Origin of the sequence: Pseudomonas sp. T1.Ur (assembly GCF_023516725.1) — a bacterium.
In the GTDB taxonomy this organism is placed as follows: Bacteria; Pseudomonadota; Gammaproteobacteria; order Pseudomonadales; family Pseudomonadaceae; genus Aquipseudomonas; species Aquipseudomonas alvandae.
Genome location: NZ_JAMGSN010000001.1, coordinates 2,838,699 through 2,865,553, shown reverse-complemented (window position 1 = coordinate 2,865,553; position 26,855 = coordinate 2,838,699). Strand labels below are relative to the sequence as shown.

22 protein-coding genes and 1 pseudogene are annotated in these 26,855 nt (G+C 60.4%); 11 read left to right on the top strand and 12 right to left on the bottom strand.

Annotated elements, in window-relative coordinates; all coding sequences use genetic code 11:
- Positions 1-60: 60 nt before the first annotated feature.
- Positions 61-4,869, bottom strand: a complete 4,809-nt coding sequence (locus tag M8Q45_RS12720) for a dermonecrotic toxin domain-containing protein (protein WP_249875044.1) — start codon at positions 4,867-4,869, stop codon at positions 61-63.
- Positions 4,870-5,101: 232 nt separating this feature from the next.
- On the opposite strand from M8Q45_RS12720, the gene M8Q45_RS12715 reads away from it, so the two are divergent.
- A complete protein-coding gene (locus tag M8Q45_RS12715) occupies positions 5,102-6,133 on the top strand; it encodes an Ldh family oxidoreductase (RefSeq protein WP_249875043.1) in 1,032 nt (343 codons plus the stop codon).
- A 57-nt stretch (positions 6,134-6,190) separates the two neighbouring features.
- On the opposite strand, the gene M8Q45_RS12710 is transcribed toward M8Q45_RS12715, so the two are convergent.
- A complete protein-coding gene (locus M8Q45_RS12710) occupies positions 6,191-6,508 on the bottom strand; it encodes an ElaB/YgaM/YqjD family protein (RefSeq protein WP_030142726.1) in 318 nt (105 codons plus the stop codon).
- A 163-nt stretch (positions 6,509-6,671) separates the two neighbouring features.
- Between M8Q45_RS12710 and M8Q45_RS12705 the strand changes: the two genes are divergently transcribed.
- Positions 6,672-6,926, top strand: coding sequence for a hypothetical protein (locus tag M8Q45_RS12705; RefSeq protein WP_003181187.1), 255 nt, complete (start codon positions 6,672-6,674; stop codon positions 6,924-6,926).
- Positions 6,927-6,930: 4 nt separating this feature from the next.
- On the opposite strand, the gene M8Q45_RS12700 is transcribed toward M8Q45_RS12705, so the two are convergent.
- Positions 6,931-7,839 carry a LysR substrate-binding domain-containing protein gene (locus M8Q45_RS12700; RefSeq protein WP_249875042.1) on the bottom strand — a complete coding sequence of 303 codons (909 nt, stop codon included), beginning with the start codon at positions 7,837-7,839 and terminating at the stop codon, positions 6,931-6,933.
- Between the two features lie 84 nt (positions 7,840-7,923).
- On the opposite strand from M8Q45_RS12700, the gene M8Q45_RS12695 reads away from it, so the two are divergent.
- Entirely contained in the window at positions 7,924-8,847 is a 924-nt protein-coding gene (locus tag M8Q45_RS12695; RefSeq protein ID WP_249875041.1) for a carbon-nitrogen hydrolase family protein, read from the top strand.
- On the opposite strand, the gene M8Q45_RS12690 is transcribed toward M8Q45_RS12695, so the two are convergent.
- Positions 8,848-9,318 (bottom strand): LEA/WHy family protein, encoded by a 471-nt coding sequence (locus M8Q45_RS12690; protein WP_249875040.1) that lies wholly within the window; start codon positions 9,316-9,318, stop codon positions 8,848-8,850.
- A 142-nt stretch (positions 9,319-9,460) separates the two neighbouring features.
- Here M8Q45_RS12690 and M8Q45_RS12685 point away from each other — a divergent pair, with 142 nt between their 5' ends.
- From M8Q45_RS12685 to M8Q45_RS12670, 4 genes are all read left to right on the top strand, one after another.
- Positions 9,461-10,177, top strand: a complete 717-nt coding sequence (locus tag M8Q45_RS12685) for a helix-turn-helix transcriptional regulator (protein WP_249875039.1) — start codon at positions 9,461-9,463, stop codon at positions 10,175-10,177.
- Positions 10,178-10,228: 51 nt separating this feature from the next.
- Positions 10,229-10,570, top strand: coding sequence for a nuclear transport factor 2 family protein (locus M8Q45_RS12680; RefSeq protein WP_030142720.1), 342 nt, complete (start codon positions 10,229-10,231; stop codon positions 10,568-10,570).
- A 459-nt stretch (positions 10,571-11,029) separates the two neighbouring features.
- Positions 11,030-12,151 (top strand): cell division protein ZapE, encoded by a 1,122-nt coding sequence (zapE, locus tag M8Q45_RS12675; RefSeq protein WP_249875038.1) that lies wholly within the window; start codon positions 11,030-11,032, stop codon positions 12,149-12,151.
- A 56-nt stretch (positions 12,152-12,207) separates the two neighbouring features.
- On the top strand, positions 12,208-12,702 hold the full coding sequence (locus M8Q45_RS12670; protein ID WP_249875037.1) for a GNAT family N-acetyltransferase: 495 nt from the start codon (positions 12,208-12,210) through the stop codon (positions 12,700-12,702).
- 23 nt (positions 12,703-12,725) lie between these two features.
- Here M8Q45_RS12670 and M8Q45_RS12665 read toward each other — a convergent pair whose 3' ends face one another.
- Together M8Q45_RS12665 and M8Q45_RS12660 are read right to left on the bottom strand one after the other, a co-directional pair.
- Positions 12,726-14,465 carry a phosphoethanolamine transferase CptA gene (locus M8Q45_RS12665; RefSeq protein ID WP_249875036.1) on the bottom strand — a complete coding sequence of 580 codons (1,740 nt, stop codon included), beginning with the start codon at positions 14,463-14,465 and terminating at the stop codon, positions 12,726-12,728.
- Between the two features lie 215 nt (positions 14,466-14,680).
- A complete protein-coding gene (locus M8Q45_RS12660) occupies positions 14,681-14,854 on the bottom strand; it encodes a DUF6026 family protein (RefSeq protein WP_187293371.1) in 174 nt (57 codons plus the stop codon).
- Positions 14,855-15,105: 251 nt separating this feature from the next.
- Here M8Q45_RS12660 and gnd point away from each other — a divergent pair, with 251 nt between their 5' ends.
- The 3 genes and pseudogenes from gnd to M8Q45_RS12645 form a co-directional block, all read left to right on the top strand.
- Positions 15,106-16,110: a phosphogluconate dehydrogenase (NAD(+)-dependent, decarboxylating) gene (gene gnd, locus M8Q45_RS12655; RefSeq protein WP_349654638.1), complete on the top strand. Its 1,005-nt coding sequence runs from the start codon at positions 15,106-15,108 to the stop codon at positions 16,108-16,110.
- On the top strand, positions 16,107-17,627 hold the full coding sequence (gene zwf / locus M8Q45_RS12650) for a glucose-6-phosphate dehydrogenase (RefSeq protein ID WP_249875034.1): 1,521 nt from the start codon (positions 16,107-16,109) through the stop codon (positions 17,625-17,627). The genes gnd and zwf overlap by 4 nt, the downstream gene beginning before the upstream one ends.
- Positions 17,624-18,442: pseudogene (locus tag M8Q45_RS12645) on the top strand (HAD family hydrolase); the annotation flags it as partial. The gene zwf and the pseudogene M8Q45_RS12645, both read left to right, overlap by 4 nt.
- A 250-nt stretch (positions 18,443-18,692) precedes the next feature.
- Here M8Q45_RS12645 and nhaB read toward each other — a convergent pair.
- From nhaB to M8Q45_RS12630, 3 genes are all read right to left on the bottom strand, one after another.
- Complete coding sequence (nhaB, locus tag M8Q45_RS12640) at positions 18,693-20,195, bottom strand: sodium/proton antiporter NhaB (protein ID WP_249875032.1); 1,503 nt, start codon at positions 20,193-20,195, stop codon at positions 18,693-18,695.
- Between the two features lie 95 nt (positions 20,196-20,290).
- Positions 20,291-21,580, bottom strand: a complete 1,290-nt coding sequence (locus M8Q45_RS12635; RefSeq protein ID WP_249875031.1) for an NHL repeat-containing protein — start codon at positions 21,578-21,580, stop codon at positions 20,291-20,293.
- 188 nt (positions 21,581-21,768) lie between these two features.
- Entirely contained in the window at positions 21,769-22,035 is a 267-nt protein-coding gene (locus M8Q45_RS12630) for a hypothetical protein (protein ID WP_249875030.1), read from the bottom strand.
- Positions 22,036-22,377: 342 nt separating this feature from the next.
- On the opposite strand from M8Q45_RS12630, the gene M8Q45_RS12625 reads away from it, so the two are divergent.
- A complete protein-coding gene (locus M8Q45_RS12625) occupies positions 22,378-23,703 on the top strand; it encodes a sigma-54 dependent transcriptional regulator (RefSeq protein WP_249875029.1) in 1,326 nt (441 codons plus the stop codon).
- Positions 23,704-23,819: 116 nt separating this feature from the next.
- Here M8Q45_RS12625 and fapF read toward each other — a convergent pair whose 3' ends face one another.
- The 3 genes from fapF to fapD are packed head-to-tail and all read right to left on the bottom strand — an operon-like array spanning position 23,820 to position 26,634.
- The gene (fapF, locus tag M8Q45_RS12620) at positions 23,820-25,103 is read right to left on the bottom strand and encodes a fibril amyloid transporter FapF (protein WP_249875028.1); all 1,284 of its coding nucleotides are present in this window, start codon (positions 25,101-25,103) and stop codon (positions 23,820-23,822) included.
- Positions 25,104-25,150: 47 nt separating this feature from the next.
- Positions 25,151-25,897: a fibril amyloid subunit FapE gene (gene fapE / locus M8Q45_RS12615; RefSeq protein ID WP_249875027.1), complete on the bottom strand. Its 747-nt coding sequence runs from the start codon at positions 25,895-25,897 to the stop codon at positions 25,151-25,153.
- A gap of 56 nt (positions 25,898-25,953) precedes the next feature.
- Entirely contained in the window at positions 25,954-26,634 is a 681-nt protein-coding gene (gene fapD, locus M8Q45_RS12610; protein ID WP_249875026.1) for a fibril amyloid maturation endopeptidase FapD, read from the bottom strand.
- Between the last annotated feature and the right edge of the window lie 221 nt (positions 26,635-26,855).

The following is a 26,855-nucleotide window of genomic DNA, read 5'->3' as shown; positions in this document are numbered from 1 at the left end:
TGAAAGGTATGCGCATTCGCTCCTGCATCGGACTGTCTCATACGCGTCGTGAAAAAAAGATCAACGAGAGGGGACCGGATCGAGCTGGCGCCCCATTTCACAGATGAGCAAGGTCAAGGAGTCGGCGTTGCGAAGTATCAGATCGATGCGTTGGTCCGGCACAACCGGATTCAGAAAGGCATCACGTGCTTCGTCCATATTCCGGGCTCCGCTGATCTTCAGGATCTCTTTGGCAGCATTTTTCATTTTGGGCAGCCGCTCGAAGCCTTTCTGCGTGTTATCGGCACTGTCCCATTGGGTGAACAATTTCCATTTGGGCGTGGTGAGTGAAAACCCGTTGAGTTGCAGGTCTTTCTGCGTTTCGTACCGTTCACGGCCGTAATGCGTCGTGGTCGGTATCAGGTCCAGAAAAGGACATGTCGCATCCAAGTAAGTGAAGTCGAAAGTGTTGAAGAATTGGTGGGACGTTTCATGGATCAGGGTCGATGCTTGAGCATGGGCCTCGACATCGAAAAAATCAGGCACGGCAGATTTGTACCAATCCAGTTCCGGTTCGAAGAAGCGTTGGGTGAGATAAATTCTCCCCTCGGGCGACGGTTCCATCACGAAAGCGGTGGCTCTGTCGTCGCGGAATCGAAGATGGCCAATAACGATACGGTTTGTATTGAGCTGTTCCCAGTAGGGATCGGCCAACGCCGTGCATATCGGTGAAATGGCCGCCTCGATCTTGCCAATCAGCTTGCGGTCGACGCGTACAACGCCAAAGAACGACTTGAGCAAGGTCTCCAGCCGAGAGCCCGGTATAACGTTTCGTTTAAGTTGCGCGAAATTATGCAGGGCGTTGCGGCAATAGAGCCTCGCCGTTTCCAGGGCCTGGACGATTACAGTGGCGCGGTGGGGATATTTCCTGCGTATCTCGATCATGCCCCGCGCCTCGATATTCAATGTCCCTTTGGCGAAGTAATCGCTACAGCCTATGGCGATTGTCGACCCCGCCTGGCCAAAGCGAATCGTCTGACGCTGAGGATCGATCTCCCAGGTGCGGCGGGGCGAGCGCGTCACGGAAGGCCCCTCGCCGTCGTCGTGGATGATGCGCCAGGCCTGGTTGTATTTGGCGACTTGAAAGACTTTCCCGGCGAGGGGGATATAAAGCCTGCCGTTTTCCGCCGACTCGTACATTCCGTCGGCCAGCTTCTTCAGTCTCGAGAGACTGATGCCTGCGGCTTCGAAGGGCTGCAGGTCGGTACGAGGTGCCGCTGTGCTCGTGATGTTTCTCCAGTCGGACATGGACGGGGTGCTGGACGATGCAGGCACAATGGGGTCGAGGAGTCCGAAGGTATCGTCGCGATTCAAAAAGCCCAACGAGACCATCTCCGCAGCGCCGGCGATGAAGTTGTGCAACCCCGCTTGCCATTCACCCTGTTGAAAGGCTTCCGAAGAGACCTTGAAGTCATCGTAGCTGTCCCAAAGGCTCCCTATGATCGACAGTTTGCCCGGCAGATGCCTGCCCACGAATCGGGTCCCGGCGCTGAATACATGGAGAACGGTTGACCAATCAATGTGGCGTCCTTTCTGGGTTCGGCTGCTCACCATGCCGGTCAGCATTTTCGCGTTGTCGTCGTACAGCGTATCGAGCAGGTTTGCGGTGGCGGGGTTGGCCGCCAGCGTAATTTCCGACACTTTTCCGAGGGTGGAAGCCAACAAATGCTTGAACGTGGCTTGCTGGTCCTCGGGAAGCCGGCGAATCAGCAAGTCCTGAAGCGCGCCGGGTGCATTGAAGGCCGCGATGATGCTTGCTTCATCCTTGAACTCGGTGAGTTGATGGCCGTCGTGGTAGGGCGAGTACAGGATGTGCGGGCTTGCCGTATCGGCGCTTGAACTGATGACGTAGAGCCCCAAGGCCTTGACCGCGGCAGCGCCACCGGTCTTGATCAGTTCCAGTGGACGAAAAATCGCGTTGGCGTTCTGGACGGCTTCTCGGGCGATCGCGTCCGGCATGTCCAGTGCCTGGTGGATCAGGTCGAATGCTGTCGCGCTAAGATGCTGTTGCAAATGAAGTGCATGGGCGTATTGCAACAGCTGCCAGGGCAGTTGTTGGCAAAAGCGTTGTCGTCTTGGACGGACGTGCGCGGCGACGCCAGAAAGTCCTTGCACCAAGGCTTGCTTGAAGGTGGTTTGCACATCCAGCGACGACAAAATCTGCCTGACAGCTGCCTCGTTCAAACCGTCTGGTAAAGGTCGCGTGGAGGTTGACGAGACCTGGAACCTCTTCTCGGTTACATCGACGTGACACAAGGCAAAATCGGTCAAGGACCTGGCCGCACCCACCACCGCCAGGGTAGGCGTGATCTGAACCGTCTCCGGGTCCAGTTGTTTTTGCGGGAAGCGCGTCGCCAATATTGTTTGCAGTTTTTTTTGCACATAGCTGCGCACCGGCTCGATTCCGTCCAGATAATCCTTGCCCTCGCTCGCGCTGTTTTTATATTGCTCCAGGAGCTCGATATGAAAACGCTGCTCATCAAGAGCGGCCATGCCGAGCCAGGCGGGAAGTGTGTATCGCAGTTTGTCGGCCCGGGCGATGCGTGTGGCACGCTCGAGGTTGTGGGGTGCGCCTTTGCCGAGCAGCGCTTCGAGGCTTTTCTGAAGCGCCGCCCCCGTCAACTGCCAATTCCCGGCTTTCAAGGTGCTCAGGTAACCATGCTCCGCCTCGAAGTGCGTGATGAACGATTTCATCCGGTTCAGCAGCACGTTCTCCTCGATAAGCTCGTAGGACTCGAGCCGATACTGGGCATGAGGCTTGCGTTGCGCGGAAGGCAGATTCGCGAGAAAAACAAAGCGCTTTCGAGAATCGAGCAGGTATTGATTCAGTCGCCGGGTAACAGCCTCCACGGAAGAAAAGGCCTGCAAACCTTCAGAAGGTGTCCACAGAACGCCCATGCCGGAATAGGGCGTGTCCAGTCCGCCACGTTCAGTCAATAAAAAACAGTTGGCGAGGGGAAGCTGAACCGTCTCTTCTTTATCGCTGCGTTTGAGCTTCAATGAGTAGACGTCAGGTCGAAAGCCTCTGATACCGGTGCGCAGTGAGCGGTCCGGGTAAGACGCGTCGAAGCTGAAAACCGTTTTGATCAACTCATGTGCAATCGACGGAAGCGTTTCATTACGCGCTTTCAACTCGGCCTCCGCGCGTATGCCGAGGGAAAAAGCATTGGTCAGTTCAGACAGCAGGTCTCTTGGCCTGCTATAGAGCGAACTGCCCCCCGATGTCGGTAGCTGGGTAAACAGCTTGCCGAAGGTCTGCGCGATATCGGTGTAACTCTTGATGTTTCTTGCCAGCTGATCGGCCCGCAGATTGGATAAGCGCAGGTTGCCGTAAAAGGCCGGATGAGTGCCCCAATGCCCGGCGGTGGGCTGGCTCAACAGGTTTTTGTTAACGAACGCGCGTATGTCCAATGCCTTGTCGACGAGTGCGTGGGCGTCGACATCGTCCTGGCGCGACATTTCCAGCGCGTAACGCAGGTTTTTCTGCTGTTTTTCAAGCATGGCGTCGGCCAGGGATTCGGCAATCGGCAAGTCCGCCGGTTGTCCCGAGATCTGCGGTTCATCAAAACGCAAGAAACGATTGCATTCCTCCAGATTCAGGAGGCTGGAGATGGCTTCCTTCGCTGTCGCCGCTGAGGGTTCAGTCAACAGGGCATCTCTGAAAGCAGAATAGTTGTCGACCTTTCGAATCCCCTGGATGGGCGTGTAGAGGTAATGGTCTTTGCCGCTGATCATCAGTGAGCCCGCGAGCTCCACGTAGTCGGGCGCACGTTCGGCCAGTCGAATCGTTTCGATAAACAGGAGTGTCTTGTCCTGGGAAGAAGGTCTGAACATGCGAATGAGTTCAAGACTTTGTGCCTGCGTGAGTTGCCCTTTTTCCCGCTCGGCCAGGATGCTTGCCCATACCCCGTCGTGAATGACCTGCTCCAGAAGCTTTCGGCGTGCCAGGTAGAAAGAAGTGGCTGTCTCTTTCCAAAAGCCCTCGATGCAACGTGCGAGCGCCGGGATCAGCTGGGTGGCGGCGCGCGTGATTACGTCCAGCCATTGCGCCGCGGTATAGGGCGAGCTGGCTGTGTCCGCAAGGGTGATATTGCCGTAATGCCCTGGCGGCCAACCCTGATGGTGGAAATAGATCAGGATCGCGTCTGTGAGCGGCATGCTTTCTGTCACTCCGATATCCTCGGCACCTCCTGGGCGGACGCCTTTGCCGAGGGCGAAACGGGCCTGTCGGTAATCGAACTTCGGCAACATCTCGTTGAGGATCTGGTCAACCATCGACGTTAGCGAAGGCAACTTGACCAGTTCATTCACCATCGACGAAGCATTCAGATGCTGGGCACTTTCGATGGATGCGAGTTGGTCCTTGAAAATGTCTCCCTCGATAACGTGTCTGGTCTGGGTAATCTCGGAGGTGCCGAGCAATTCACTGCGCTGGGAAACGGACAGGAGGCTGTAAAGGTCCGTGCGCCGTGCGGTGTCCAGGCGCATCTGATCAATGGCTGTTTCGAGCGATACAGGGTTGTCGAATTTCCTGATGCCTTCCATCGGCGTATAGAGAAACGCTGGCCCGGTATCGGGGCTGCTGCCGCCGGACGAGGTGAGGGTAAAGCAGCCGGCCAGTGCGATGGGCGTTTTTTTCTCGGCTTGCAGCATGATCTTTTCGGCCAACATCGGCCGCGTCTTCGCGGCGCGCTGCGTGTGGCTGGGTAGCGAGACATGGCGCAGCCAGTCGAGGTCTTCTTGCGTCAACTCGTTGGGCGTGGTGAGTTGATCCAGGCGCTCGGCAGCCAATATTTCCGGGAACAGCAGGGGGGCGGGTCTAGTCGTCATTGTCGTATCTCGTTGAAGTCACCGCTTGACGGTGCGAAGGTGAGAAACGGCAGGTTAGGCAGTGGCGGACAGGCAATGGCGGTACATAGTTACCGCAGGCGCAGCTGCCTGAGCTGTCAGGCTTGTGACAGGCGCCGGGCAATGATTGACAGGGCGCGTGCGAAGCGGTGTTTAATCACCCCGTGGGTCCCTCACGCTGTTGCTACCTCCAACAATCCTTCTGGAGCTTCAGATGTCCGCGCCGTCCGATCATGCCGCTTCCTGCACCCTGTCTCTCGACGCCTTGGTGAATCTGCTCGAACAGATTTTCCTCCGCCATGGCACGTCGGCCGATGTCGCCCGCACCCTGGCCGCAAACTGTGCCGCCGCCGAGCGTGACGGTGCCCACAGCCATGGCGTGTTCCGCCTACCCGGGTATGTCTCGACGCTGAACAGCGGTTGGGTCGATGGCCAGGCGGTGCCAGTGGTCGAAGACATCGCCTCCGGGTTCGTCCGGGTGGATGCTTGCAACGGTTTTGCCCAGCCCGCCCTGGCGGCTGCGCGGCCACTGCTGGTGGAAAAAGCCCGCAGCGCCGGGATTGCGGTGCTGGCGATACGCAACTCCCACCATTTCGCGGCGCTCTGGCCGGATGTCGAGCCGTTTGCCTATGAAGGGCTCGTCGCGTTGAGCGTGGTCAACAGCATGACGTGCGTGGTGCCCCATGGCGCGGACCGTCCGTTGTTCGGCACCAATCCCATCGCCTTCGCCGCCCCGCGAGCGGGGGGCGAGCCGATTGTCTTCGACCTTGCCACCAGCGCCATTGCCCACGGTGATGTACAGATCGCCGCGCGCAAAGGCGAGCGGTTGCCACCCGGCATGGGCGTCGACAGCCTTGGCCAGCCGACCTGTGACCCGAAAGCGATCCTGGAGGGTGGCGCGCTCCTGCCGTTTGGCGGGCACAAGGGCTCGGCGCTGTCGATGATGGTCGAGTTGCTGGCGGCGGCGCTGACCGGCGGGAATTTTTCTTTCGAATTCGATTGGCACAATCACCCGGGCGCCAAGACGCCGTGGACCGGGCAATTGCTGATCGTGATCGACCCAAGCAAGGCCGCCGGGCAAGGTTTCGCCGAGCGTAGCCAGGAACTGGTCAGGCAGATGCACGGTGTGGGATTGCGCCGCTTGCCGGGTGATCGTCGGCACCGTGAGCGCAGCAAGTCCAATGAGCAGGGGATCACGTTGGACGCGCAGACGCTGGCGCAGTTGCGCGAATTGGCGGGGTTGTAGACCGTAGACAATCGTTTCTGTGGCGAGAGAGCACGCTCCCTCGCCATGGCCCGGCGCTCAGCGACGCCCGAGCAACAACCCCACCACCAGCCCGAAGCCTGCGGAAATCGCGACGGTCTGCCATGGATGACCGCCGATATAGACTTCCGTGGCGTCCACCATCGGACGTGTGCGCTCCCGAGCGCTGGCGACCGCGTCCAGGGCCTGTTGCAGCTTCTGGGCGATCTGGCCGCGCAGGTCCTCGGCATCTTCACCCACCAGGGCGGCACTGCTCTTGAGTAATTTCTCCGACTCCTCTATCAACGCTTTCAGTTCGCTGAAGGCTTGATCCTTGATTTGCTCTCCGTTCGGTTGCGCGACGCTTCTACGAGCCATTGAGGTACTCCTTGAGGATGGATGGCAGTGAACAGTGGAGTGTTGCGCTTGCTTGAAAGTTGCAGCGCCGGGCGTGCGTCACGCTGGCACAGTTAAAATCCTGGTTAAGACGTTTCCACTCAAGGTGTAAGATGGCGCCTATTTACGCAACAGGAAATTCCCCATGAGTTTCAATCTGGCTGACAAGCCCCTGGCCGAGCGCGCCGCGCTGGAAGATGAAAAATCCCGGCTCTTCGAGCTGTGGCAAAACAACCTGGGCAAGGCCAAGGGCGACGCTGCCCGGTTGTTCGGCGAGCGTTCCAAGCGCAAGGGCAAATGGGCCGAATGGGTGCGTGCGGAATTGGATGGCATGTCGCCTCCGGAATACGCCAACATGGTGCGCAGCGAGGTCAACCGGCTGATGGCCGCCAATAAATAAACACTCAAGCGAAGGTGGCGATGATCGCTTCGCGCACCTTGCCTGCCGCCGGATCCATTGGCGTGTGGGTTCGCCATCCCAGTTCGATGGGGTAGCGGGGCAAGGCGAGCGGGCAGGGCAGCAATGCCAGGCCGCTGAGGGTCGCAATGGCCTTGGCGGCATGGCCCGGGATCGTCGCTACGGCCTGGCTGCCCTTGAGCAGGAACGGCAGCGCCGCGAAGTGCGTCGTCGAGGCACACACTCGCCGGCGCAGGCCCAGCCCGGCCAGCCCCTCGTCGGTGATGCCGATGAAACCGCCGGACGACACCAACAGGTGCTCACGCGCTACGAAGGCGTCCAGGCTCAGGCCCTGCTCACCTTCCTCGAGGCTGGCCGGATCCGCCAGGCAGGCGTAGTCACCTTCCCCCAAGACCTGGCGGCTGAGCAGCCGCTCGGTAAACCCTCCCGCCGTGATTGCCAGGTCGAGGCTACGTTCCATCAAGGCGCGGCCGACGATCTGGCTGTGGGTCTGGCGAAAAATCAAGCGCAGCCCCGGAGCGCGCCGCGCCACTTCCTCGATCAGTCGCCGCCCATGGGCGATTTCGAAATCATCGGATAACCCGACGATGACCGAGCGGCCCTCATAGTGGCTGGCGACCGGGTCGATCATCGCCAGGCTTTGCCGGCATTTGTCCAGCGCATCGCTGATCACCGGCTTCAACTGATTGGCCCGCAACGTCGGGGCCAGGCCGCGCCCCGTGCGCACGAACAGTTGATCGTCGTACAGCCCTCGAAGCCTGCGCAGCGCGGCGCTGATAGCCGACTGAGTCACGCCCAGGCGCAGGGCCGCGCGGCTGGCGCTGGATTCGTCGTGCAAGGCTTCGAAGGTTTTCAGCAGGTTCAGGTCTACGTCGGCGATATTCATTGGGTTCATATCTTTTAGCAGCGTGCTGGGCTTTATTCATGATCCGTCGACACCGGAGAATCGGCAATACCTGAAATCACGGAGTTCAAGACCATGCCTAAATCCATCGTTGCTGCCTTGCAGATCGGCTCGTTGCCGGAGGGCAAAGCCGAAACCCTGGCGCAGATTCTTTCCTACGAAGAGGCCATTCGTGAAGCTGGCGCTCGTTTGGTGGTGATGCCCGAGGCGCTGTTGGGCGGCTATCCCAAGGGCGAGGGTTTCGGAACCCAGTTGGGTTATCGATTGCCGGAAGGGCGCGAGGCGTTTGCACGCTACTTCGCCAACGCCATCGACGTGCCGGGTGTCGAGACGGAGGCGTTGGCCGGCTTGTCGGCGCGCACCGGGGCCAGCCTGGTGCTGGGTGTCATCGAGCGTGCTGGCAACACGTTGTACTGCACCGCGCTGTATTTCGAGCCGGACGCAGGCTTGGTGGCCAAGCACCGCAAGTTGATGCCCACCGGCACTGAGCGGCTGATCTGGGGCAAGGGCGATGGCTCGACGTTACCGGTGATCGACAGCCAGGTCGGGCGCGTGGGCGCGGCGGTGTGCTGGGAGAATATGATGCCGCTGCTGCGCACGGCGATGTACGCCAAAGGCGTGGACGTCTGGTGTGCGCCGACGGTGGATGAGCGGGAGATGTGGCAGGTGAGCATGCGTCACATCGCCCATGAAGGGCGGTGTTTCGTGGTCAGTGCCTGCCAGGTCCAGGCGTCACCCCAGGCGCTGGGCATCGACGTGGCGAACTGGCCGGCGGAGCGGCCCCTGATCGCCGGCGGCAGCGTGATTGTCGGGCCGATGGGCGATGTGCTCGCCGGGCCGTTGAAGGGCACTGCCGGGTTGTTGACCGCTGAAATCGATACCGACGAGCTGGTGCGGGCGCGCTATGACTATGACGTGGTTGGCCATTACGCCCGACCGGATGTATTCGAGTTGGTGGTCGATGAGCGCGCCAAGCCGGGCGTGCGCTTTACCGCGTGATCACCAGGTGGCCGTGGATCCGGGCAGGTCGAGGGTTCCGCGGTCGACGAAGCGCATCGTGCCAAACAGTCCGCCAGCGAGTTTGCCCTTGAGTACGTAGGGCAGGTTGTCCAGGCTCTGGGTCTGGCTCAGGCCCAGCGTCTGGCGCAACACCGAAAAAGCCGAAATGCTCACCGGTACGCTCAGGATGCCTTCGGAAAAACGCGGGATCGAGCCGGTCTGGTCGCTGACGCCTGTCGCCAATGTATGACCGTTGACCTCCAGGTCCAGCGCCACACCGTTGTAGTCGATGGTGGTTTCGTTGGGGTTCTGCAGGCGTAGCTTCACCGCAAAGCGCAGCTCCAGGCCCTGGCTGGGCAATGGTTCGATGCCGACCACATTGATATTCAGCGGGTCCCGGTGCTGGAAGAGGGCGCAGGCGTTCAGGCTGAGTACTGCCAGGATGAGAGACAAACCGAGGATTTTGCGCATGGAGACTTTCTCATCGGGACTGTTGGGCACGACAATAACACTGGGCGGAAGCATCATCCGAGGCGGAGTACCGCCCTCCTGACAGTTTCTGACACCAGCCTCTGCTAATCTGCTGCGAATTTCCTTCGGATCTTTTTCTATCGTGTCGCGAACCACTCGGCTGCTCACGTTGCTGCAAGTCTTGCGGGGCAAGCGATGCCCGGTCACCGCCGCGACATTGGCGACCGAGTTGAAAGTGTCCGAGCGCACGCTTTATCGCGATATCGCCGAACTCACGGCGATGGGGGCGCCGATCCAGGGCGAGGCGGGCATCGGCTATGTGTTGCGCAGCGGGCTGTTCCTGCCCCCCTTGATGTTCACCGCCGATGAAATCGAAGCCATCGTGCTGGGCCTGCGCTACGTCGACCAGCGCGGCGATGAGGTGCTGGGCAAGGCCGCCGCCGACGCCTTGGCGAAGGTCGATGCCGTGCTGGCGCCGGGGTTGCGGGACGCCTTGCATAACCCGACGGTATTGCCGGGGCCCCCGGGTTATGGCTACCCCCGGAACATCGTCGACCTGAACGTCTATCGCCAGGCCATTCGCACTCAGGCCAAGCTGCACATCGATTACGCCGACGTGAACAAGAACCCGAGCCAGCGCTTGATCTGGCCCCTGGCCCTGGGGTTTTTCAACGAGGCCCGGGTGGTGGTGGCCTGGTGTGAACTGCGCGGCGCCTATCGGACCTTTCGCACCGATCGGATTGCCGCCGCGACTGCCCAGGGTGAGCGTTATCCAGGCAGGCGCAGCGACTTGTTGCGGGCCTGGTTTGCACTGATGAACCTGGATGAAGCGGGGCGTTTCACTCCTGACAAAAACTGACATGACGCTGTTTTAGCATGGCTGCGGATCGATACAACAAGGAGCCCTGACATGTCCAATCCCGTCTCTTCCCTGGCCCCGGCCATTGCCGGTTATATCGCCGCGGCCAACGCCCGCGACAGCTCGGCGGCGACGCGTTTCTTTGCCGAGAATGCCAACGTTTTCGATGAGGGCCATCACCGGGTCGGTACCCAGGCCATCGCCCAGTGGATGGAAGACACCGCGCGACGTTACCAGCCGCGGGTCGAAGTCCTCGACGTTCAGCAACGCACCGGGAGGGTGCTGGTCCACAACCTGATCTCGGGAACCTTCCCCGGCAGTCCGCTGGAGTTGCGCTACACCTTCCGGCTCGATGAACAGGGGAAGATCAGCCGGTTGGATATTTCTGTGTAGTTTTGCGTGAGAGGTTGGAGTGAGGCTGTGGCAAGGGAGCTTGCTCCCGCTGGGCCGCTGTAGGAGCTGCCGAAGGCTGCGATCTTTTGATCTTGATCTTGATCTTTCGCTTTAGACTCAACTGGCTTTGGAAAGATCGCAGCCTCGCTTCGCTCGGCAGCTCCTACAGTGCCGCCCAGCCCAGCCCAGCCCAGCCCGGCCCGGCCCAGCCCAGCCCAGCCCAGCCCGGCCCAGCCCAGCCCAGTCCAGCCCAGCCCAGCCCAGTCCAGCCCGGCCCAGCCCAGCCCAGCCCAGCCCAGCCCAGCCCAGCCCAGCCCAGCCCAGCCCAGCCCAGCCCAACCCAACCCAACCCAGCGGGGGCAAGCTCCCTCGCCACAAGGTTTGGGATCGGCAGTGAAACGCTCACCGGGTTGCGCTGCATGGCATACTCCGCACCTTCGCCTTCCGGACCTGGGTCGCATGATTTTCAAATCTCCCTTGAGTGCTTGGCAGCATGCCATCGAACATCACGGTTTCGTCCAGGATGAAGCCCAGGAACTGGCGATCATGGCCTTGGAACAATGCCATAAGGCATTGCACGAAGGCCGCAAGTCGATCAAGGGTGTGTATCTCTGGGGCCCGGTAGGGCGCGGCAAGACCTGGCTCATGGATCGCTTCTACGAAAGCCTCGAGGTTCCAGCCCGTCGCCAACACTTCCACCATTTCATGGCCTGGGTCCACCAGCGCTCATTCCAGCTCACCGGCACGCCTGACCCGTTGCAGGCCTTGGCCCGCGAGTTGAGTCGCGAGGTGCGAGTGCTGTGTTTCGACGAATTGTTCGTCACGGACATCGGCGACGCCATCATCCTGGGGCGTCTCTTCCAGGTGATGTTCGAGTTGGGCATGGTCGTGGTCAGCACGTCCAACCTGCCGCCCGACGAGCTCTACGCCAATGGCCACAACCGTGAGCGGTTCTTGCCGACGATTACCGCGATCAAGCAGTACATGCAGGTCGTTCCCGTGAATGGTTGGCAGGACCATCGCCAGCATCCGGGCGTCTTGCAGCAACGCTATTGGCTGCGCGATCCCGGCCTGGTCGATCCATTGGCGGATGTGTTTGCTAGGTTGAGCGCGGGGCAGGCGTTGAGCGGCGCGCCGGTCGAGGTGGGCCATCGCCTGGTCGTGCCAGTCCAGGCCAGCGACACGGTGCTTTGGAGTCGTTACCCGGACCTGTGCGAGCAACCGTTTTCGGCGGTGGATTTCATGGCGCTGTGCGACCGTTTCAAGGCGATCCTGCTCAGCGACGTACCCAACCTGAGCGCCGAGCAGCGCGAAGGGCGCATTGCCCGTGGCACCGAAGACGGGATCGAGCGGGTCGAGGCCGGTGATCGCGAACTGCCGCAGTTGTCGGTTCACGACGATGGCGTGCGGCGATTCATCGCCCTGGTCGACGAATGTTATGACCGCAAGGTGCCGTTGTACCTGTCGGCCGAAGTGCCGATGCACCAGTTGTACACGGAGGGCTATCTGCAATTCCCGTTTCGCCGTACCCTCAGTCGCCTCCAGGAAATGCAATTACAACGTTTCGGTCAGCTTGCCTGACCTGGACCCTGCCGGCGACCACGCCGCCGGCCTTATCGAAACGAGATGGAACAATCATGGAAGAAGCCAGGGACATCCTTGTACTCCAAGCCAGCTACACCAATCCGGTCCACGCGCAAGCGATCTGTCATGTACTCAACGGCTATGCCGAGGATCCGATGGGGGGAGGTCATTCGCTGCCGGCCGAGGTGCTTGCGCACTTGCCTGAAGAACTGGCCAAGCGCGCCCATGCCTTCAGCGTATTGGCCTTCGTCAATGGCGAACCGGCGGGGTTGGTCAACTGCTTCGAGGGGTTTTCCACCTTTGCCTGCCGGCCTTTGGTGAACGTCCATGACGTTGCCGTGATGCCGGCGTTTCGCGGGCTGGGCCTGAGTCAGAAGATGCTGCGCAAAGTCGAAGACATCGCTCGCCAGCGCGGGTGCTGCAAGATCACCCTGGAGGTGCTGGAAGGCAATGCCGTGGCCCAGGCCAGTTACGCCAAGTTCGGATTTGCCCCCGGCATGTTCGATCCGGCCCACGGCCTCATGCAGTTCTGGATCAAGCCCCTGTAACAGCGGGCTTCAACCCGCTCCGATTATTTCTGTACGACCTGTCCCGCTGGCCCCTTGGGCTTCATGAGGCTGAAGTCGATCAATGCCTTGTGCTGGTTCTGGTACGGATTGCCGATCAACAGTGGCCTGGCCTTGAACGCATCGCTGACCAGGCTTTTGCTGCGGTCCAGTTCGTCGAAGCTCAAGCCGGCCATGTCCGCCCAGGTATGGATCAGGTGCGAGCTGCTGTAAGGGCGTCCCAGGTCGCCGGCGAGGTTCCAGTCATGGGTTTCGCGCCATTTCGGCGAGGCCCAGGCCATGAATGGAATGGTATACATCGGCGCGGTCGGTTTGCCCTCGTTGCGCCCCAGGGTCTCATGCCCCGGCGAATCAAATACGTCTTCACCGTGATCCGACAGGTACAGCAGGAAACCGTTGGGGTCGGTCTTGGCATAGTCCTTGATGAGGCTGGAGACCACGAAGTCGTTGTACAGCACCGCGTTATCGTAGCTGTTGTAGGTCGGGACCTGGTCGTCACGCACGCCTGCCGGTACGCCTTGGCGGTCGGTGAACTTGTCGAAGGTCGGCGGATAACGGTACTGATAGCTCATGTGCGTGCCGAGCAGGTGCACCACGATCAGCTTGCGCGGCGCGGTATCGGCCAATGCCTTGTTGAACGGTTCGATCACGTCGCCATCGTATTGGGCGGCATTCTGGTTGCGGTTGTTGTTCAGGTACACCTGCTCGTCGGCCTGCTGGGAAAAGGTCGTGAGCATGGTGTTGCGCTTGGTCATGGTCTGCTGGTTGGTGATCCAGAAAGTCTTGTAGCCGGCCTGTTTCATCATGCTCACCAAGGACGGCGTGCTCAGGTAGAGGTCCGGGTTTTCCTCATCGGCGAACGTCAACACCTGTTGCAGCGCTTCGATGGTGTACGGGCGCGGGGTGATGACATTGTCGAATACCGCGAGCTGGTCCTTGAGCTTGTCCAGCTCCGGCGTGGTTTCCCTCGGGTAGCCGTAGAGGCTCATGCGCTGGCGGTTGGTGGATTCACCGATGACCAGCACCAGCGTTGCGGGCTGGTTGGCCATGGTGTCCTTGAGGTTGCTCAGGGGCGCGATGGTGCTGGCGCTGTGAAGCATGCCTTGCATGTTCTCCAGCTGTTCAGTGTAGCGACGGTACGCCACCACCATCTGCCACGGCACGGCCGGCTCGATGCGATCCTCGAATTTCTCCAGGCCGCCGGCGAGGGTGCCGGTGCGCTGGGTCTGCTTGATCAATGGATAACCCACCACGGCGACCACGATCACGGCGGCGGCGACCATGGCCTGGCCTCGCGGCAGATAAACCGGGCGCAGCCGGGTCCAGAGGAAATAGCCCACCAACGTGTGGGCGAGGAACGCCGGCACCATCCACCAGGCAAAATACTGGGTCATGTATTCGCCCGCTTCGGCCACGTTCGATTCGAACATGATGAAGATGACGCTTTGGGAGAATTCCTGCTGGTAAATGAAGAAATAGCCCAGGCTGGCCATGGAGCACGCCCACAGCACTACGCCGATCAGTGCGGCGAGCAGGCGAGTGCGGGAAGGGAACAGCAGCATCGGCGCCAGCCACAGGGCACTCATCACGAAGGCCTGGCGAAAGCCGGTGAAGCCGGAGGTGTCGCTCAGCAGGATGAGTAATTGGGTGATGCCGGAAAAGTACCAGAAGAATAGAAACAGCCAGCCGAACCCGGCCCAGTCGAAACCTTTCGCAGTCGTTTTGCTGCGTTTGAACACACTCATCAAGCGCTCCAGCCCTCATCGACGAAGCTGTTGGCACCGGACTGGTGCCCATGGCATTCGACGAAACAATTCAGTGCGCGGGAGTATTAAGGGGAGGATGTGAAAACTTTGTGAGTTTTTTGGTTACGAATTGCTTGTGGCGAGGGCGCTTTTTTTGAAGTGACACCGGCTTGCCCGGTGTCACTTCAACTGCCTTGCCTCTGGGACAGGTGGGTTCAGCGAGCCAAAGCCTGGCCCTGGTAGGGAAGCTGTGCGTGTTGCAACTGCAAGCGCAACTGCGTCACTTCATCAAGCAGCAGATCACGCTCTTCTTTCAGCAGGCGTAATTCGTCGCGACGAATGGTCACGTAAAGGGTTTGGGGAGGACGTGCGGTAACGACTGGGCCCATTGCTCACCTCGCAAATGGCGTACATCAACTAGAGAGATGTCGCCAGTTTTTTTGGTCGACACCTCTTTATCGGCGCCGATTCTGAATACTTTTGCTCGTGAATGGAACTTTTTTATTTTTCATGGTCGCCGTGTCTTCGGCCGGTTTTTGAACGTTATCCTTTGTGATCGGGCGATTTACCCGGAAACTATGCCGCAATGCTCTGGACTAACCTCCACAAGTCGTTTGAGCTAAACCTTTGACATACCTTTATTTGTAGTAGGGAGCATCAGCACATGCAACTCGGGATCATTGGACTGGGCCGCATGGGCGGCAATATTGCGCGGCGCCTGATGCTCAATGGGCACACCACCGTCGTGTATGACCGCAATGCCGCTTTCGTCGAAAACCTGAGCCAGGAAGGCGCAACGGGCGTCGCGGACCTGCCGGCGTTGGTCGCCGGCCTGGAGACGCCACGGGCCGTCTGGGTCATGCTGCCAGCCGGCGCGCCTACGGAAGACACCATCAACGCGTTGAGCGCGCTGCTCGAGCCGGGCGACGTGATCATTGACGGCGGGAACACGTATTACAAGGACGACATCCGGCGGGCCCAGGCCCTGTCGGAAAAAGGCCTGAGCTACATCGACGTCGGTACCTCCGGCGGCGTCTGGGGCCTTGAGCGCGGCTACTGCATGATGATCGGCGGGGATGCCGATGTTGTCCGGCGCCTGGATCCGTTGTTTGCCAGCCTGGCGCCGGGCATGGGCGATATCCCACGCACCCGCGACCGCAAGTCCGACGACGATCGCGCCGAACGCGGCTACATCCATGCCGGTCCGGCCGGTGCCGGGCATTTTGTGAAGATGATCCATAACGGCATCGAATACGGCATGATGCAGGCCTTCGCCGAAGGCTTCGATATCCTCAAGACCAAGTCCAGCGAAAGCCTGGCGCCCGAGCAGCGTTTCGACCTGAACGTCGCCGATATCGCCGAAGTCTGGCGACGCGGCAGCGTGGTTTCGTCCTGGCTGCTGGACCTGACCGCGGATGCGCTGGCCAGCGATCCGAAGCTGGATGGGTTCTCCGGCGAAGTCGCCGACAGCGGGGAAGGGCGCTGGACCATCGAAGCGGCCATCGAACAAGCGGTGCCGGTGCCCGTGCTGTCCAGTTCGCTGTTCGCGCGTTTCCGCTCCCGTCAGCAGGCCACGTATGGCGACAAGATGTTGTCGGCGATGCGCTTCGGCTTCGGTGGCCACGTGGAGACGCCGAAAAAATGACGTCGATCGGCAGGAAATCCAAGGCAGAACCCGCGCCACCGACCACGCTGTTCCTGTTCGGTGCCCATGGAGACCTGGTCAAGCGCTTGCTCATGCCGGCGCTCTACCACCTCAGTCGTGACGGGTTGCTCGGCGATGGCCTGCGGATCATCGGTGTCGACCACAACGCCATCAGCGATGTGGATTTTGCGAAAAAACTCGAGGACTTCATCCGTAACGAGGCGCAGGGCAAGGGCGGCGATCCTGATCGAGCGCTCGATCCCGCGCTGTGGGCCAAATTGGCCCAGGGCATCGGTTACGTTCAGGGTGATTTTCTCGACGACAGTACGTATGAAACGCTGGCGGCGAAAATCGCCGCCAGCGGTACCGGCAACGCGGTCTTCTACCTGGCGACCGCGCCACGCTTTTTCAGTGAAGTGGTTCGTCGCCTTGGCGCGGCCGGTCTGCTCCAGGAGCAGGATGACGCCTTCCGCCGCGTGGTGATCGAGAAACCGTTCGGCTCCGACCTGCAAACCGCCGAGGCGCTCAACGCCTGCCTGCTCAAGGTCATGAGCGAGAAACAGATCTATCGGATCGACCATTACCTGGGCAAGGAGACGGTGCAGAACATTCTGGTCAGCCGGTTCTCCAACAGCCTGTTCGAGGCGTTCTGGAACAATCACTACATCGACCACGTGCAGATTACCGCCGCCGAAACCGTCGGCGTGGAAACCCGCGGCAGCTTTTATGAGCACACCGGCGCCCTGCGGGATATGGTGCCCAACCATTTGTTCCAGCTGCTGGCGATGGTTGCGATGGAACCACCGGCGGCGTTCGGCGCTGACGCGGTGCGTGGCGAGAAGGCCAAAGTGGTCGGGGCGATCCGCCCCTGGTCGGTGGAACAAGCCCGCGCCAATTCGGTTCGTGGCCAATACACCGCCGGCGAAATCGGCGGCAACGCGGTCAAGGGCTACCGCGAGGAAACCAACGTCGCGGCCGACAGCAGCACCGAAACCTATGTCGCCCTCAAGGTGATGATCGATAACTGGCGTTGGGTCGGCGTGCCGTTCTACCTGCGCACCGGCAAGCGCATGAGCGTGCGCGACACGGAAATCGTCATCTGCTTCAGGCCGGCGCCTTACGCGCAGTTTCGCGACACCGAAGTCGATGAATTGCAACCTACTTACCTGAGAATCCAGATTCAGCCCAACGAAGGCATGTGGTTCGACCTGTTGGCCAAGCGGCCCGGGCCAGCCCTCGACATGGCCAACATTGAGTTGGGCTTTGCCTATAAGGATTTCTTCGAAATGCAGCCGTCAACGGGTTACGAAACCCTGATCTACGATTGCCTGACGGGCGACCAGACATTGTTCCAGCGTGCCGACAACATCGAAAACGGCTGGCGCGCGGTGCAGCCGTTCCTCGATGCCTGGCGGGAAGACGCGACGGTCCAGCCGTACCAGGCCGGTGAGGATGGCCCGGCGGCCGCCGACGAATTGCTGACTCGCGATGGTCGCGTCTGGCATGGCCTCGGATGAGTGATCAGGTGAAACGCCCCATCCGCTTTTTGCTCAGTGACATGGACGGTACCTTGCTGCTGCCCGATCACAGTCTCAACCAGCGCACGATCCAAGCCGTTCGTTCATTGCGCGAGGCCGGCGTGCTGTTCAGCCTTGCCACCGGGCGTCCCCCGCGAGCCATGTTGCAGCAGATCGAAGCCCTGGGCGTCGACCTGCCCACGGCGGCGTTCAACGGCGGCACGCTGGTGCACCCGGACGGCAGTTTCCTGGCTGTTCACTACTTGCCGCCCGAGGCGGCACTGACCACGTTGGCGCTGTACGCCGATCAGCCCGGCATCGAAGTGTGGGTATTTGCCGACGGCGACTGGCTGGTGCGCGATGCCAACGGTCCGATGGTGCCGGTTGAAACCCGCGGCCTGGGGTATCCGCCGGTGGAAGTGGAAAGTTTCGAGCCTTACCTTGAGCGCATCGACAAAATCGTCGCGACCAGCGCCAACACGGATCTGCTGGTGGAGCTGGAGGCACGCTTGCATCCGCTGCTCAAGGGCCAGGCCCAGGTGTCGCGTTCGCAACCGATCTACCTGGATGTAACGGCGATGAAGGCGAACAAGGGCGAGGCGTTGTCGACCCTGGCGGATTTTCTGGGCGTGCCGCTGGAGCAGACCGCCGCCATGGGGGACGGTGGCAACGATCCGGCGATGTTCCATCGCGCGGGACTGTCGATTGCGATGGGACAAGCAGAAGAGGCGATCAAGCGCCAGGCGGATGTCGTTACCGCAGCCAACACCGAGGACGGTGCGGCATTGGCGATCGAACGGTACATCTTGCCCCGCTGGATAATCCTACATACCTGTGGCGAGGGCGCTTGCTCCCGCTCGGTGGCGTGTAGGAGCTGCCGAGCGAAGCGAGGCTGCGATCTTTCCGGGGACACTTGAATATCAAGCGAAAGATCAAGATCAAGATCAAGATCAAGATCAAGATCAAGATCAAGATCAAGATCAAAAGATCGCAGGCTTCGCCAGCTCCTACAAAGCCCAGCGGGAGCAAGCTCCCTCGCCACAAGGCCATCACCCAATAGTTGCGTTACAGCCAGTAAGTCACCGCATACCAGCCCAGGCCACCCATCACCACGGTATAAGGCAACGCCATCCAGACCATGCGGCCATAGGACAGGCGAACCAGCGGGGCAATCGCCGATGTCAGCAGGAACAGGAAAGCCGCCTGGCCGTTGGGCGTGGCGACGCTGGGCAGGTTGGTGCCGGTGTTGATGGCGACCGCCAGGGTCTCGAAGTGTTCCTGGGTCATGTTGCCGGCGACAAAGGCTTGCTTCACTTCGGTGATATAGATCGTCGCGACGAAAACGTTATCGCTGATGGCCGACAACAGGCCGTTGGCGATGAACAGCATGCCAGGTTGCTGGTCGGCCGGCAGGGCCAATACCCATTGGATCAATGGCGAGAACAGGTGTTGGTCGTGAATGACCGCGACCACGGCGAAGAACACCACCAGCAGCGCGGTAAAGGGCATGGCGTCCTTGAAGGCGCTACCGAGCCGGTGCTCGTCGGTGATGCCGGTGAATGCGGTGATCAGCACGATCACTGTCAAGCCGATCAGGCCGACTTCGGCCAGGTGCAGGGCCAGGGCCACGATCAGGATCAGCGCGGCGATACCCTGGACGATGAGGGCCGCACGCTGGCGTGAGGTGCGCTCACGGTTGTCTTCTTCGGCATAATCGGCCAATACCGCCCGGACGTTATCTGGCAGCAGCGTGCCATAGCCGAACCAGCGCAGTTTCTCCAGCGCCACGCAGGTCACCAGCCCGGCCACGAGCACGGGTAGCGACACTGGCGCGACCTTGATGAAGAAGTCGACGAAGTGCCAGCCCATTTCATGGCCGATCAGCAGGTTCTGCGGCTCGCCCACCAGGGTGCATACGCCGCCCAGTGCGGTGCCCACGGCGCCATGCATCAGCAGGCTGCGCAGGAAGGCCCGGAACTGTTCCAGGTCCTGATGGTGCAGTGACGGCAGGTCATGGTCTTCATCGACGCTGCTGTCCTGGCGCGGGTCATTGCCCGAAGCCACGCGGTGGTACACCGCATAGAAACCCACCGCGGCACTGATAATCACCGCTGTCACGGTCAGCGCATCGAGGAATGCCGACAGGAATGCCGAGAGGAAACAGAACATCAAGGCCAGTGCCGCCTTGGAACGCACGCCCAACAGCAGGCGCGAGAACAGGAACAGCAGCAGGTCCTTCATGAAGTAGATGCCTGCCACCATGAACATCAACAACAGGATGACCGGGAAGTTGTGGGCCAGTTCGTCGTACAGCGCTTTTGGCGTGGTCATGCCCAGCGCCACGGCTTGCAGGACCAACAGCCCGCCAGGCATCAGCGGGTAGCATTTCAAGGCCATGGCCAGCGTGAAAATGAACTCCAGGACCAGCATCCAACCGGCGACGACCGGGCCCAGCGTAAAGAACGCCAACGCATTGAGGATCAGGAAAATGATGACGCACGCTTTGTACCAGCGTGGAGAATGCCCCAGGAAGTTGTGCGCAAAAGCTTGAGCCATTTGACCGGACATTGGCTGCTCCTTTTAATTAGAAGCGCGCAACTTGCCGTAAGCCATGAGGAATATCAAGCGTAGGACTTGTTACCGCTAGCCGAAAAGATCGGAAATCAGGCGCTGTACCGCGTCAACACGGCTCTGGAGGTGCCCTGTAACGAATGCCCACCCACCAGTATTTTTCCGTCGGCCTGGACGGCCACGGCCGTCGCGGTATCGAGGCTGTAGCCCAGTCGAGTGCGCAGCCAACCCTGGCCTTGGCCGAACGTCGGATCCAGATTACCGTCCGGCAGGTGTCGCGCCAGGATGAAATCGGCCTCGATGCCGCCGATGGTTGCGCCGGCCGTCACGATTTTCCCATCGGGCTGCATCTGCGCGGCCGTCCACTGGCTGGCATGGTTGCCGATTGCCAGGAGGCGGCATTGGCCGTCGTGGTTGTCCGGCGTCGGCTGGCCATCCCTGGGAATGCGCGCCGACAGACAATGCATGGGGTCGCGACTGCCGCCAAAAGCCTGTAGATCGCCGTCGGCGTTTTCAACGACCTGGCTGACCATCACGCTGCGTCCCTGGGCGGTGAAGGACAGGAAACCGCCGTCGCCGAAGCGCTCGTCGAGTTGACCTGCGCGGTCATAGCGCGCCAGCAAGCCGCGCTGGGGCCAATCGATGGCACCGCCTACGACGATGTTGCCGTCGGCCTGCAGGGCCAGGCAGCTCAGCCAGCTGTTTTTCAGCAGCCGCCGAACCATCACGAAACCACGATGGTTGAACGAGTCATCCAGTGAGCCGTCCGGCAATAATCGAATCAACACGCCAACGTGATCGGACGTCTGGAAGTGATGGTTGGCCAGGATGAATATCCTGCCATCGGCCTGCACACGCATGTCACAGGCTTCTACCCCAGGCACGCCGGGCGGTAGCCAAGGATCGCGCATGCCCTGGGACAGGTTGCCGCAAAGTCGCACGACTTGTCGCCCGGCATCGCCAAAACCATGGACGGCATGACCCTGGGGATCGAACAGCGCCAGGGCAGGGAGGGTATTGTCGGCGCTTTCGTAATGCAGGCCGGATAGCAGGATATTGCCGTCGGGCAGCTCGGTGACCTTGCCCGCGGTGGCTTCGCAACCCGGTGCAAACGCGTCGACCACGTAGCCGTTGATGCCAAAGTCCCTGTCGATCATGCCGTTCGGGGTAAGCCGGGCAAGACCGAAGCGACTGCCCTGGGCGGTCATGACCCGCGCCGCCAATAGAATGCGGCCGGCATGGTCAACGGCCAATCCGGTGGTGAGCGTCGAGGTATTCCCTGGAAAACGAACCCAGGCTTTACCGTCGTCGGCAAAGCCTGTGTCGAGGTGCCCGGCCTGAGCCCGGCGTATCGGGAGTGCAAATGCGGATTGAACGGGCATGCGTGGCTCTCCTTGCGCATCGACCGGCCTGGATAATGAGGCGGCGTTTGCATGAGAGCAATATTCAATCCTTGAAACAGACAGTGCACAACTGTCAGGTTCTACAGGCACGAAGACTATTCGTGCCTAAACAATGGCTTTGCAATCCAATGCCAAGCCGGCAAATAAACAACCGGCTTGTCAGGGCATTATTCAGGCATGGACCAGGATTGCAGTGTGTAGCCTTCCTGGCTCAATTCGGCACGGGCCTGTTTCAACAGGTCGGCCAGTTGAGCGGGATCGGTATAAGCGCTGCTGGGAATCTGAGTCCGGCCAATATGCGTATTGGTGCGGTCGATGACGGTCAGGCTGAGTTCGCCGTTACCGTCTTGTGGGGCCCAGGCCACGCATTGGAAAGGACGGAATGCGCGGTCGGCAATCAAAAGAGCTTCGTTGATACGGAGCGGGGCGTTCATGGCGTTATCTCTCAAGGGTGCCCAATCAAATGATATGCCGTCGGTTGGGCTGACCGTGCGGCGGGTTACTTGTACTGATGTCCCGAACCCGGGAGCAGGTCACACAATTGATGAATAAATTTCGATTTTCTTTCAGACCCGGCTTTTGGCCTTTTGTTTGAAAGGGCGGTGAAAGATTCCAGGTTCCATGAACTAACGAAACGCTGCCTTATAACCGCTTCACGGTCTACTCGATAACTAATCGATACAAGCACGTGTCAACTTCTTGCTACTGTTACATGCAGGTTCGCCAAACGCCTGTTTCTAATCATATTTCCTTATTTTTGGCGCCAAGGATCAGTCATGATCGAAGCCAGTGCGTTGCGTCGTTTGCTCGTGGTCGATCCTTGCGATGATTGTCATCGCCTGATGCCGGGGCTGCGTGCCATCGGCTGGAATGTCGATAGTTGTTCCCTGGAGCACGCAAGCGACCGAAGCTGCGACGTTGGCCTCTTGCGGTTGCAGCCTTTTCATCTGGAGCGCCCCGAAGCGGTCAAGGAATTGATCAGCCGCAGCGGCACGGAATGGATCGCTGTGCTCAACCAGGAAGTGCTGCGCCTGAAAAACGTCGGCGATTTCGTCTGTGAATGGTTTTTTGACTTCCACACGTTGCCCTTCGATGTTTCCCGGGTCCAGGTGACGCTGGGCCGAGCCTTTGGCATGGCGCGGCTGAGGGGGCAGGGCTCGGTTCACATCGACCAGCCGGAACATGAATTGCTGGGTGACAGCAAACCGATCCGCGAGCTGCGCAAACTGTTGAGCAAACTGGCGCCCGCCGAGTCACCGGTGCTGATCCGTGGCGAGAGCGGTACCGGCAAGGAATTGGTGGCGCGCACCCTGCATTGCCAATCGCACCGGCGCAATAAGCCGTTTATCGCCATCAATTGCGGCGCGATCCCCGAGCATCTGATCCAGTCCGAGCTGTTCGGCCATGAGAAGGGGGCCTTTACCGGCGCCCACCAACGCAAGGTCGGACGGATCGAAGCGGCCCACGGCGGGACGTTGTTCCTCGACGAAATCGGTGACCTGCCGCTGGAGCTGCAGGCCAATCTGCTGCGGTTTCTCCAGGAAAAACACATCGAGCGCGTGGGAGGCAGTCAGCCGATTGCGGTTGATGTGCGAGTGCTCGCGGCCACCCATGTGGACCTGGAAGCGGCGATCGAACACAAGCGTTTTCGCGAAGACCTTTATTACCGCTTGAACGTTTTGCAGGTGGTGATGGCTCCGTTGCGAGAGCGTCACGGGGATTTGTCGATGTTGGCCAGCCACTTCGCGCATTTCTATAGCCATGAAACCGGCCGGCGGCCGCGTAGCTTCAGTGAAGACGCCTTGGTGGCGATGGGAATGCATGACTGGCCCGGCAATGTCCGCGAACTGGCCAACCGAGTCCGTCGCGGCTTGGTGCTGGCGGAGGGGCGGCAGATCGAAGCCCGGGATCTTGGCCTGGCGAGCCACCAGGGCGTCGCCGCACCGATGGGCACCCTGGAAGACTACAAGACCCGCGCCGAGCGCCAGGCGCTGAGCGATGTACTCAACCGCCACAGCGACAACCTGAGTGTCGCCGCCCGGGTGCTGGGCGTGTCGCGGCCGACCTTCTACCGGTTGTTGCACAAGCATCAGATTCGCTGATTCAAAGCTGCGCAAAACCTGTGCGAGCTTGCTCGCGATGGCGGCCTGCCAGTCAACATCAATGTTGGCTGAGAGGACCTCATCGCGAGCAAGCTCGCTCCCACAAGGGAGGGGCATCAGAAGTAATACGGGAATTTCAGGCTAAACGTGAAGTCCGGCGCATCGTCGGTCAGGCCGATGGACAGGTTGGGCACGATGGTCAGGTTGTCGCTGGCAGCCAGCGTCATGCCGATGTTGAAGTAGCCGGCATTGGCGTCGCTGGAGACCACCGATTCCCAGTCCCCGCCGTCCTGCTTGAGCTTGCTCTTCTTCTGGACCAGATCGGACACCGAGAACGACATGCTCATCTTTTCGTTCAAGGCAAAGGCAATACCCGCGCCGATCTGGAAGCTGTCGCCGATCCGCACCTTGCCCGGGACTTCCTGATTGACCGTGGAACTGATGTCGTCAAACGACTCTTCGAAGTTGTGGGTGTAGGACAGGCTGCCGAACAGCACCGCCGGGTCGTAGGTCTTGACCAGCGAAATCCCCGGCGTGATCGACCAGACGCCGTTGCCGGTGGGCAGGTCTTCCGGCACGAACAGGTTGGTGTTGGCCTGGGATTGGCGCAGTTTGATGCCGAATGGGTCCTTGCCGGTGGGCGCCTTGACGCGCAGGGTCACGACAGCGTCCGGGCTGCTGACCGATTCGTCCATGAACTTATAGGCGATGCCGAAATTGACGTCGCCGATGGTCGGGTCGCGGGTCACGGTTTCTTCGCTGGTGACCCCGGCCGCGCCTTGGTTGGCGCCGCCGGATTGATAGGTGGACTCGCGATAGACCACCGGCACGTTGAGGTCGAACTGCCAGCGATTGTCGAAGTTATAGCGACCGGTGAGGTCCAAGGTCCAAGTGTCGGCCTTGATCCGATCCAGGTTGATGTTGCCGAGGAAAATCGAATCCAGGGCCAGGAAACCGTTGAGGATCAGTTGCCGCGTGTCGTAGCGAGAATAGGTCACGCCGGTTTCGAAGCTGAATTTGCCGCCGCCGAAAAAGCCGCTGGCCTCGTCATACAGGTTGGAAACGCTTTGCGCTGGCTGCGAATCGTCGGCCAGGGATTGCCCGTAGCCGCTGCCTCCCGCCGTTGCCCCGCCATTGCCGGCGACACCCTGGTTGCCTTTCAGGTCGGCCGGCGATTTGGCCAGGCGCTTGGGTTGTGGGGCGGCGGGTTGATCTTCTACCTGGCGGACGCGCTGTTCCAGTACCGCCAGGGCTTTTTGCTGGACCTCGTAGCGTTGCTTGAGTTCGAGCAGTTCTTGTTTCAGTGCCTCGATGTCGGCATCGGGGGCTGCTTGCAGCAAAGTGGCCGGGAACAACGTGCTTAAACACATCACAGCGCGCAACGATACGGATCGATACATGAAATATGCCGTCCCTAGTTTGCCCAATGATCGGAGATCAGCGTAGATCAATATCCAAGATTTCGAAGGCCACGTAGCTGCGTAAGGTTGCAGTCCAAGGCCCCGGCGCTGGGGCCGTTATTGTTCAGCACCACGTTGAGCTGGGTCATGTTGTTGACCAGGTTGCTATTGCCCAGCAAGCGGGTGTTCTGCAACAAACCACCCTGGGCCACCTGTTGCAGGGTGCTGCCCTGGTTGTGGCTGGCCTGGATCGCCATTTGCACGCCGCTGCCGGTGGCGGTGACCGCGACGCTGCCGGCGGCGTTGCTGCCGCTGATGGTCTGGCCCTTGGTCAGCAGTTGGCCTTGGGATGGCGCCAGGGCAGGTGCCTGGCTGCTTTCCTTCACGTTGATACTGACGTTGTTGTAGGCGCTGTTGCCATTGCCCGCGGCCCGCACGCTCTGGGTCACGCCCTGGCCTGAGCCAAGGCCGGCACCGCCGGTAATCGTGCCGCTGCCCTGTTCCGGGGTGCTGCCGTTACCGGTTTGCTTGATGGTCGAGACGTAGAATTGCGGTTTGACCGTTGTGGACTGGATCTGCATGGAACTGGACGCGCCGATCACGTCGCCACTGGCGTTGCGCCAGGTGCTGCTCATGACGATGCCAAAGCTGATGACCCTTCCGGGCATGACGTAGCGACCGCGCAGCTCGGCGAGCTCCTGGTCCTTGACTTCGATGGGTTTGAAACCGGCGTGGGCAAGACCCGACGTCGTTGCGGCCAGGCAGGCCAGCGTGAGCCAGTATGAGCGTTTCATGTGTTGCTCCCGGAGCATCCTGCTCCTTTTGTATTTTATTGGCAGTTGTACGGCGCTTAGAAAAAGTCGCTCTGGATGAAGCCGAAATCCATCAATTCCGCGTCCTTGACCGGGTTGAAACCGTCCAGTTTGTTTCGTGCCGTCAGCGGTTGCGGCGGGCTGCGCAAGGCGTTGGTCTTATCGTAACCGGGGCCGACGATGGCAAAGACGATGCCGTTCCAGCCTTTGGCGAACTCATCATGGGCGTAGCGCTTGTGTCCGAGCACCGGGTCGGCGATGTAGACCCATTGCTTGTCGGCCCGCTGCAAGACCACAAAATGCTTGTAGCCACGGATTTCCATCAGGACCACCACCGGGATCGTCACCGCCTCGAGTTTTTCCGGTGGTATCCGATATCCGCGGGCGCGCATGCCGATGGTTTCCACATAGCGCTTCATGTCCAGCATGGAGAACCCCTGGGTACGAACCAGGTCCTGGTCGGCATTGACCAACATGCCCTTGATGACATGCTCTTCATCGACGTCAAGCCAATAGGCCTGGCGCAACACAGTGGCCAGCGCCGCTGCGCCGCAACTGAAATCGGTTTTCTGTTCGATGATGTCGCTGAACTTGCGCTCGCGCACGCTTTGCACGGGTTTGTACACCAGCATGCCGCCAGGCAGGGCGGCGACGGGCATCTGCGCGGCTTCGGTCGCGCAGGCAAAGCAAATGAACAGGCAAAGGGCAGTCGCACGCATGATCGATACGCCTGATGGACATCCGGGAAAAAAGCCCCTTTTCCCAGCAGCACCCTTCATCTAAAGCGTTGAAATGAGTCCGTGGCGAGGGAGCTTGCTCCCGCTGGGCTGCGGAGCGGCTCCCAGTTTTTGCGGTTGCTGCGCAACCGAGCGGGAGCAAGCTCCCTCGCCACAAGATTCATCCAAACCCTAGGGGAACAGCATTACTGTTGCCGGGGCTT

Bases quoted from the DNA above. Each gene is read 5' to 3' on its own strand.
- M8Q45_RS12720 (WP_249875044.1), bottom strand. From the start codon at position 4,869: ATGACGACTAGACCCGCCCCCCTGCTGTTCCCGGAAATATTGGCTGCC.
- M8Q45_RS12715 (WP_249875043.1), top strand. From the start codon at position 5,102: ATGTCCGCGCCGTCCGATCATGCCGCTTCCTGCACCCTGTCTCTCGAC.
- M8Q45_RS12710 (WP_030142726.1), bottom strand. From the start codon at position 6,508: ATGGCTCGTAGAAGCGTCGCGCAACCGAACGGAGAGCAAATCAAGGAT.
- M8Q45_RS12705 (WP_003181187.1), top strand. From the start codon at position 6,672: ATGAGTTTCAATCTGGCTGACAAGCCCCTGGCCGAGCGCGCCGCGCTG.
- M8Q45_RS12700 (WP_249875042.1), bottom strand. From the start codon at position 7,839: ATGAACCCAATGAATATCGCCGACGTAGACCTGAACCTGCTGAAAACC.
- M8Q45_RS12695 (WP_249875041.1), top strand. From the start codon at position 7,924: ATGCCTAAATCCATCGTTGCTGCCTTGCAGATCGGCTCGTTGCCGGAG.
- M8Q45_RS12690 (WP_249875040.1), bottom strand. From the start codon at position 9,318: ATGCGCAAAATCCTCGGTTTGTCTCTCATCCTGGCAGTACTCAGCCTG.
- M8Q45_RS12680 (WP_030142720.1), top strand. From the start codon at position 10,229: ATGTCCAATCCCGTCTCTTCCCTGGCCCCGGCCATTGCCGGTTATATC.
- zapE (WP_249875038.1), top strand. From the start codon at position 11,030: ATGATTTTCAAATCTCCCTTGAGTGCTTGGCAGCATGCCATCGAACAT.
- M8Q45_RS12670 (WP_249875037.1), top strand. From the start codon at position 12,208: ATGGAAGAAGCCAGGGACATCCTTGTACTCCAAGCCAGCTACACCAAT.
- M8Q45_RS12665 (WP_249875036.1), bottom strand. From the start codon at position 14,465: ATGAGTGTGTTCAAACGCAGCAAAACGACTGCGAAAGGTTTCGACTGG.
- M8Q45_RS12660 (WP_187293371.1), bottom strand. From the start codon at position 14,854: ATGGGCCCAGTCGTTACCGCACGTCCTCCCCAAACCCTTTACGTGACC.
- zwf (WP_249875034.1), top strand. From the start codon at position 16,107: ATGACGTCGATCGGCAGGAAATCCAAGGCAGAACCCGCGCCACCGACC.
- nhaB (WP_249875032.1), bottom strand. From the start codon at position 20,195: ATGTCCGGTCAAATGGCTCAAGCTTTTGCGCACAACTTCCTGGGGCAT.
- M8Q45_RS12635 (WP_249875031.1), bottom strand. From the start codon at position 21,580: ATGCCCGTTCAATCCGCATTTGCACTCCCGATACGCCGGGCTCAGGCC.
- M8Q45_RS12630 (WP_249875030.1), bottom strand. From the start codon at position 22,035: ATGAACGCCCCGCTCCGTATCAACGAAGCTCTTTTGATTGCCGACCGC.
- M8Q45_RS12625 (WP_249875029.1), top strand. From the start codon at position 22,378: ATGATCGAAGCCAGTGCGTTGCGTCGTTTGCTCGTGGTCGATCCTTGC.
- fapF (WP_249875028.1), bottom strand. From the start codon at position 25,103: ATGTATCGATCCGTATCGTTGCGCGCTGTGATGTGTTTAAGCACGTTG.
- fapE (WP_249875027.1), bottom strand. From the start codon at position 25,897: ATGAAACGCTCATACTGGCTCACGCTGGCCTGCCTGGCCGCAACGACG.
- fapD (WP_249875026.1), bottom strand. From the start codon at position 26,634: ATGCGTGCGACTGCCCTTTGCCTGTTCATTTGCTTTGCCTGCGCGACC.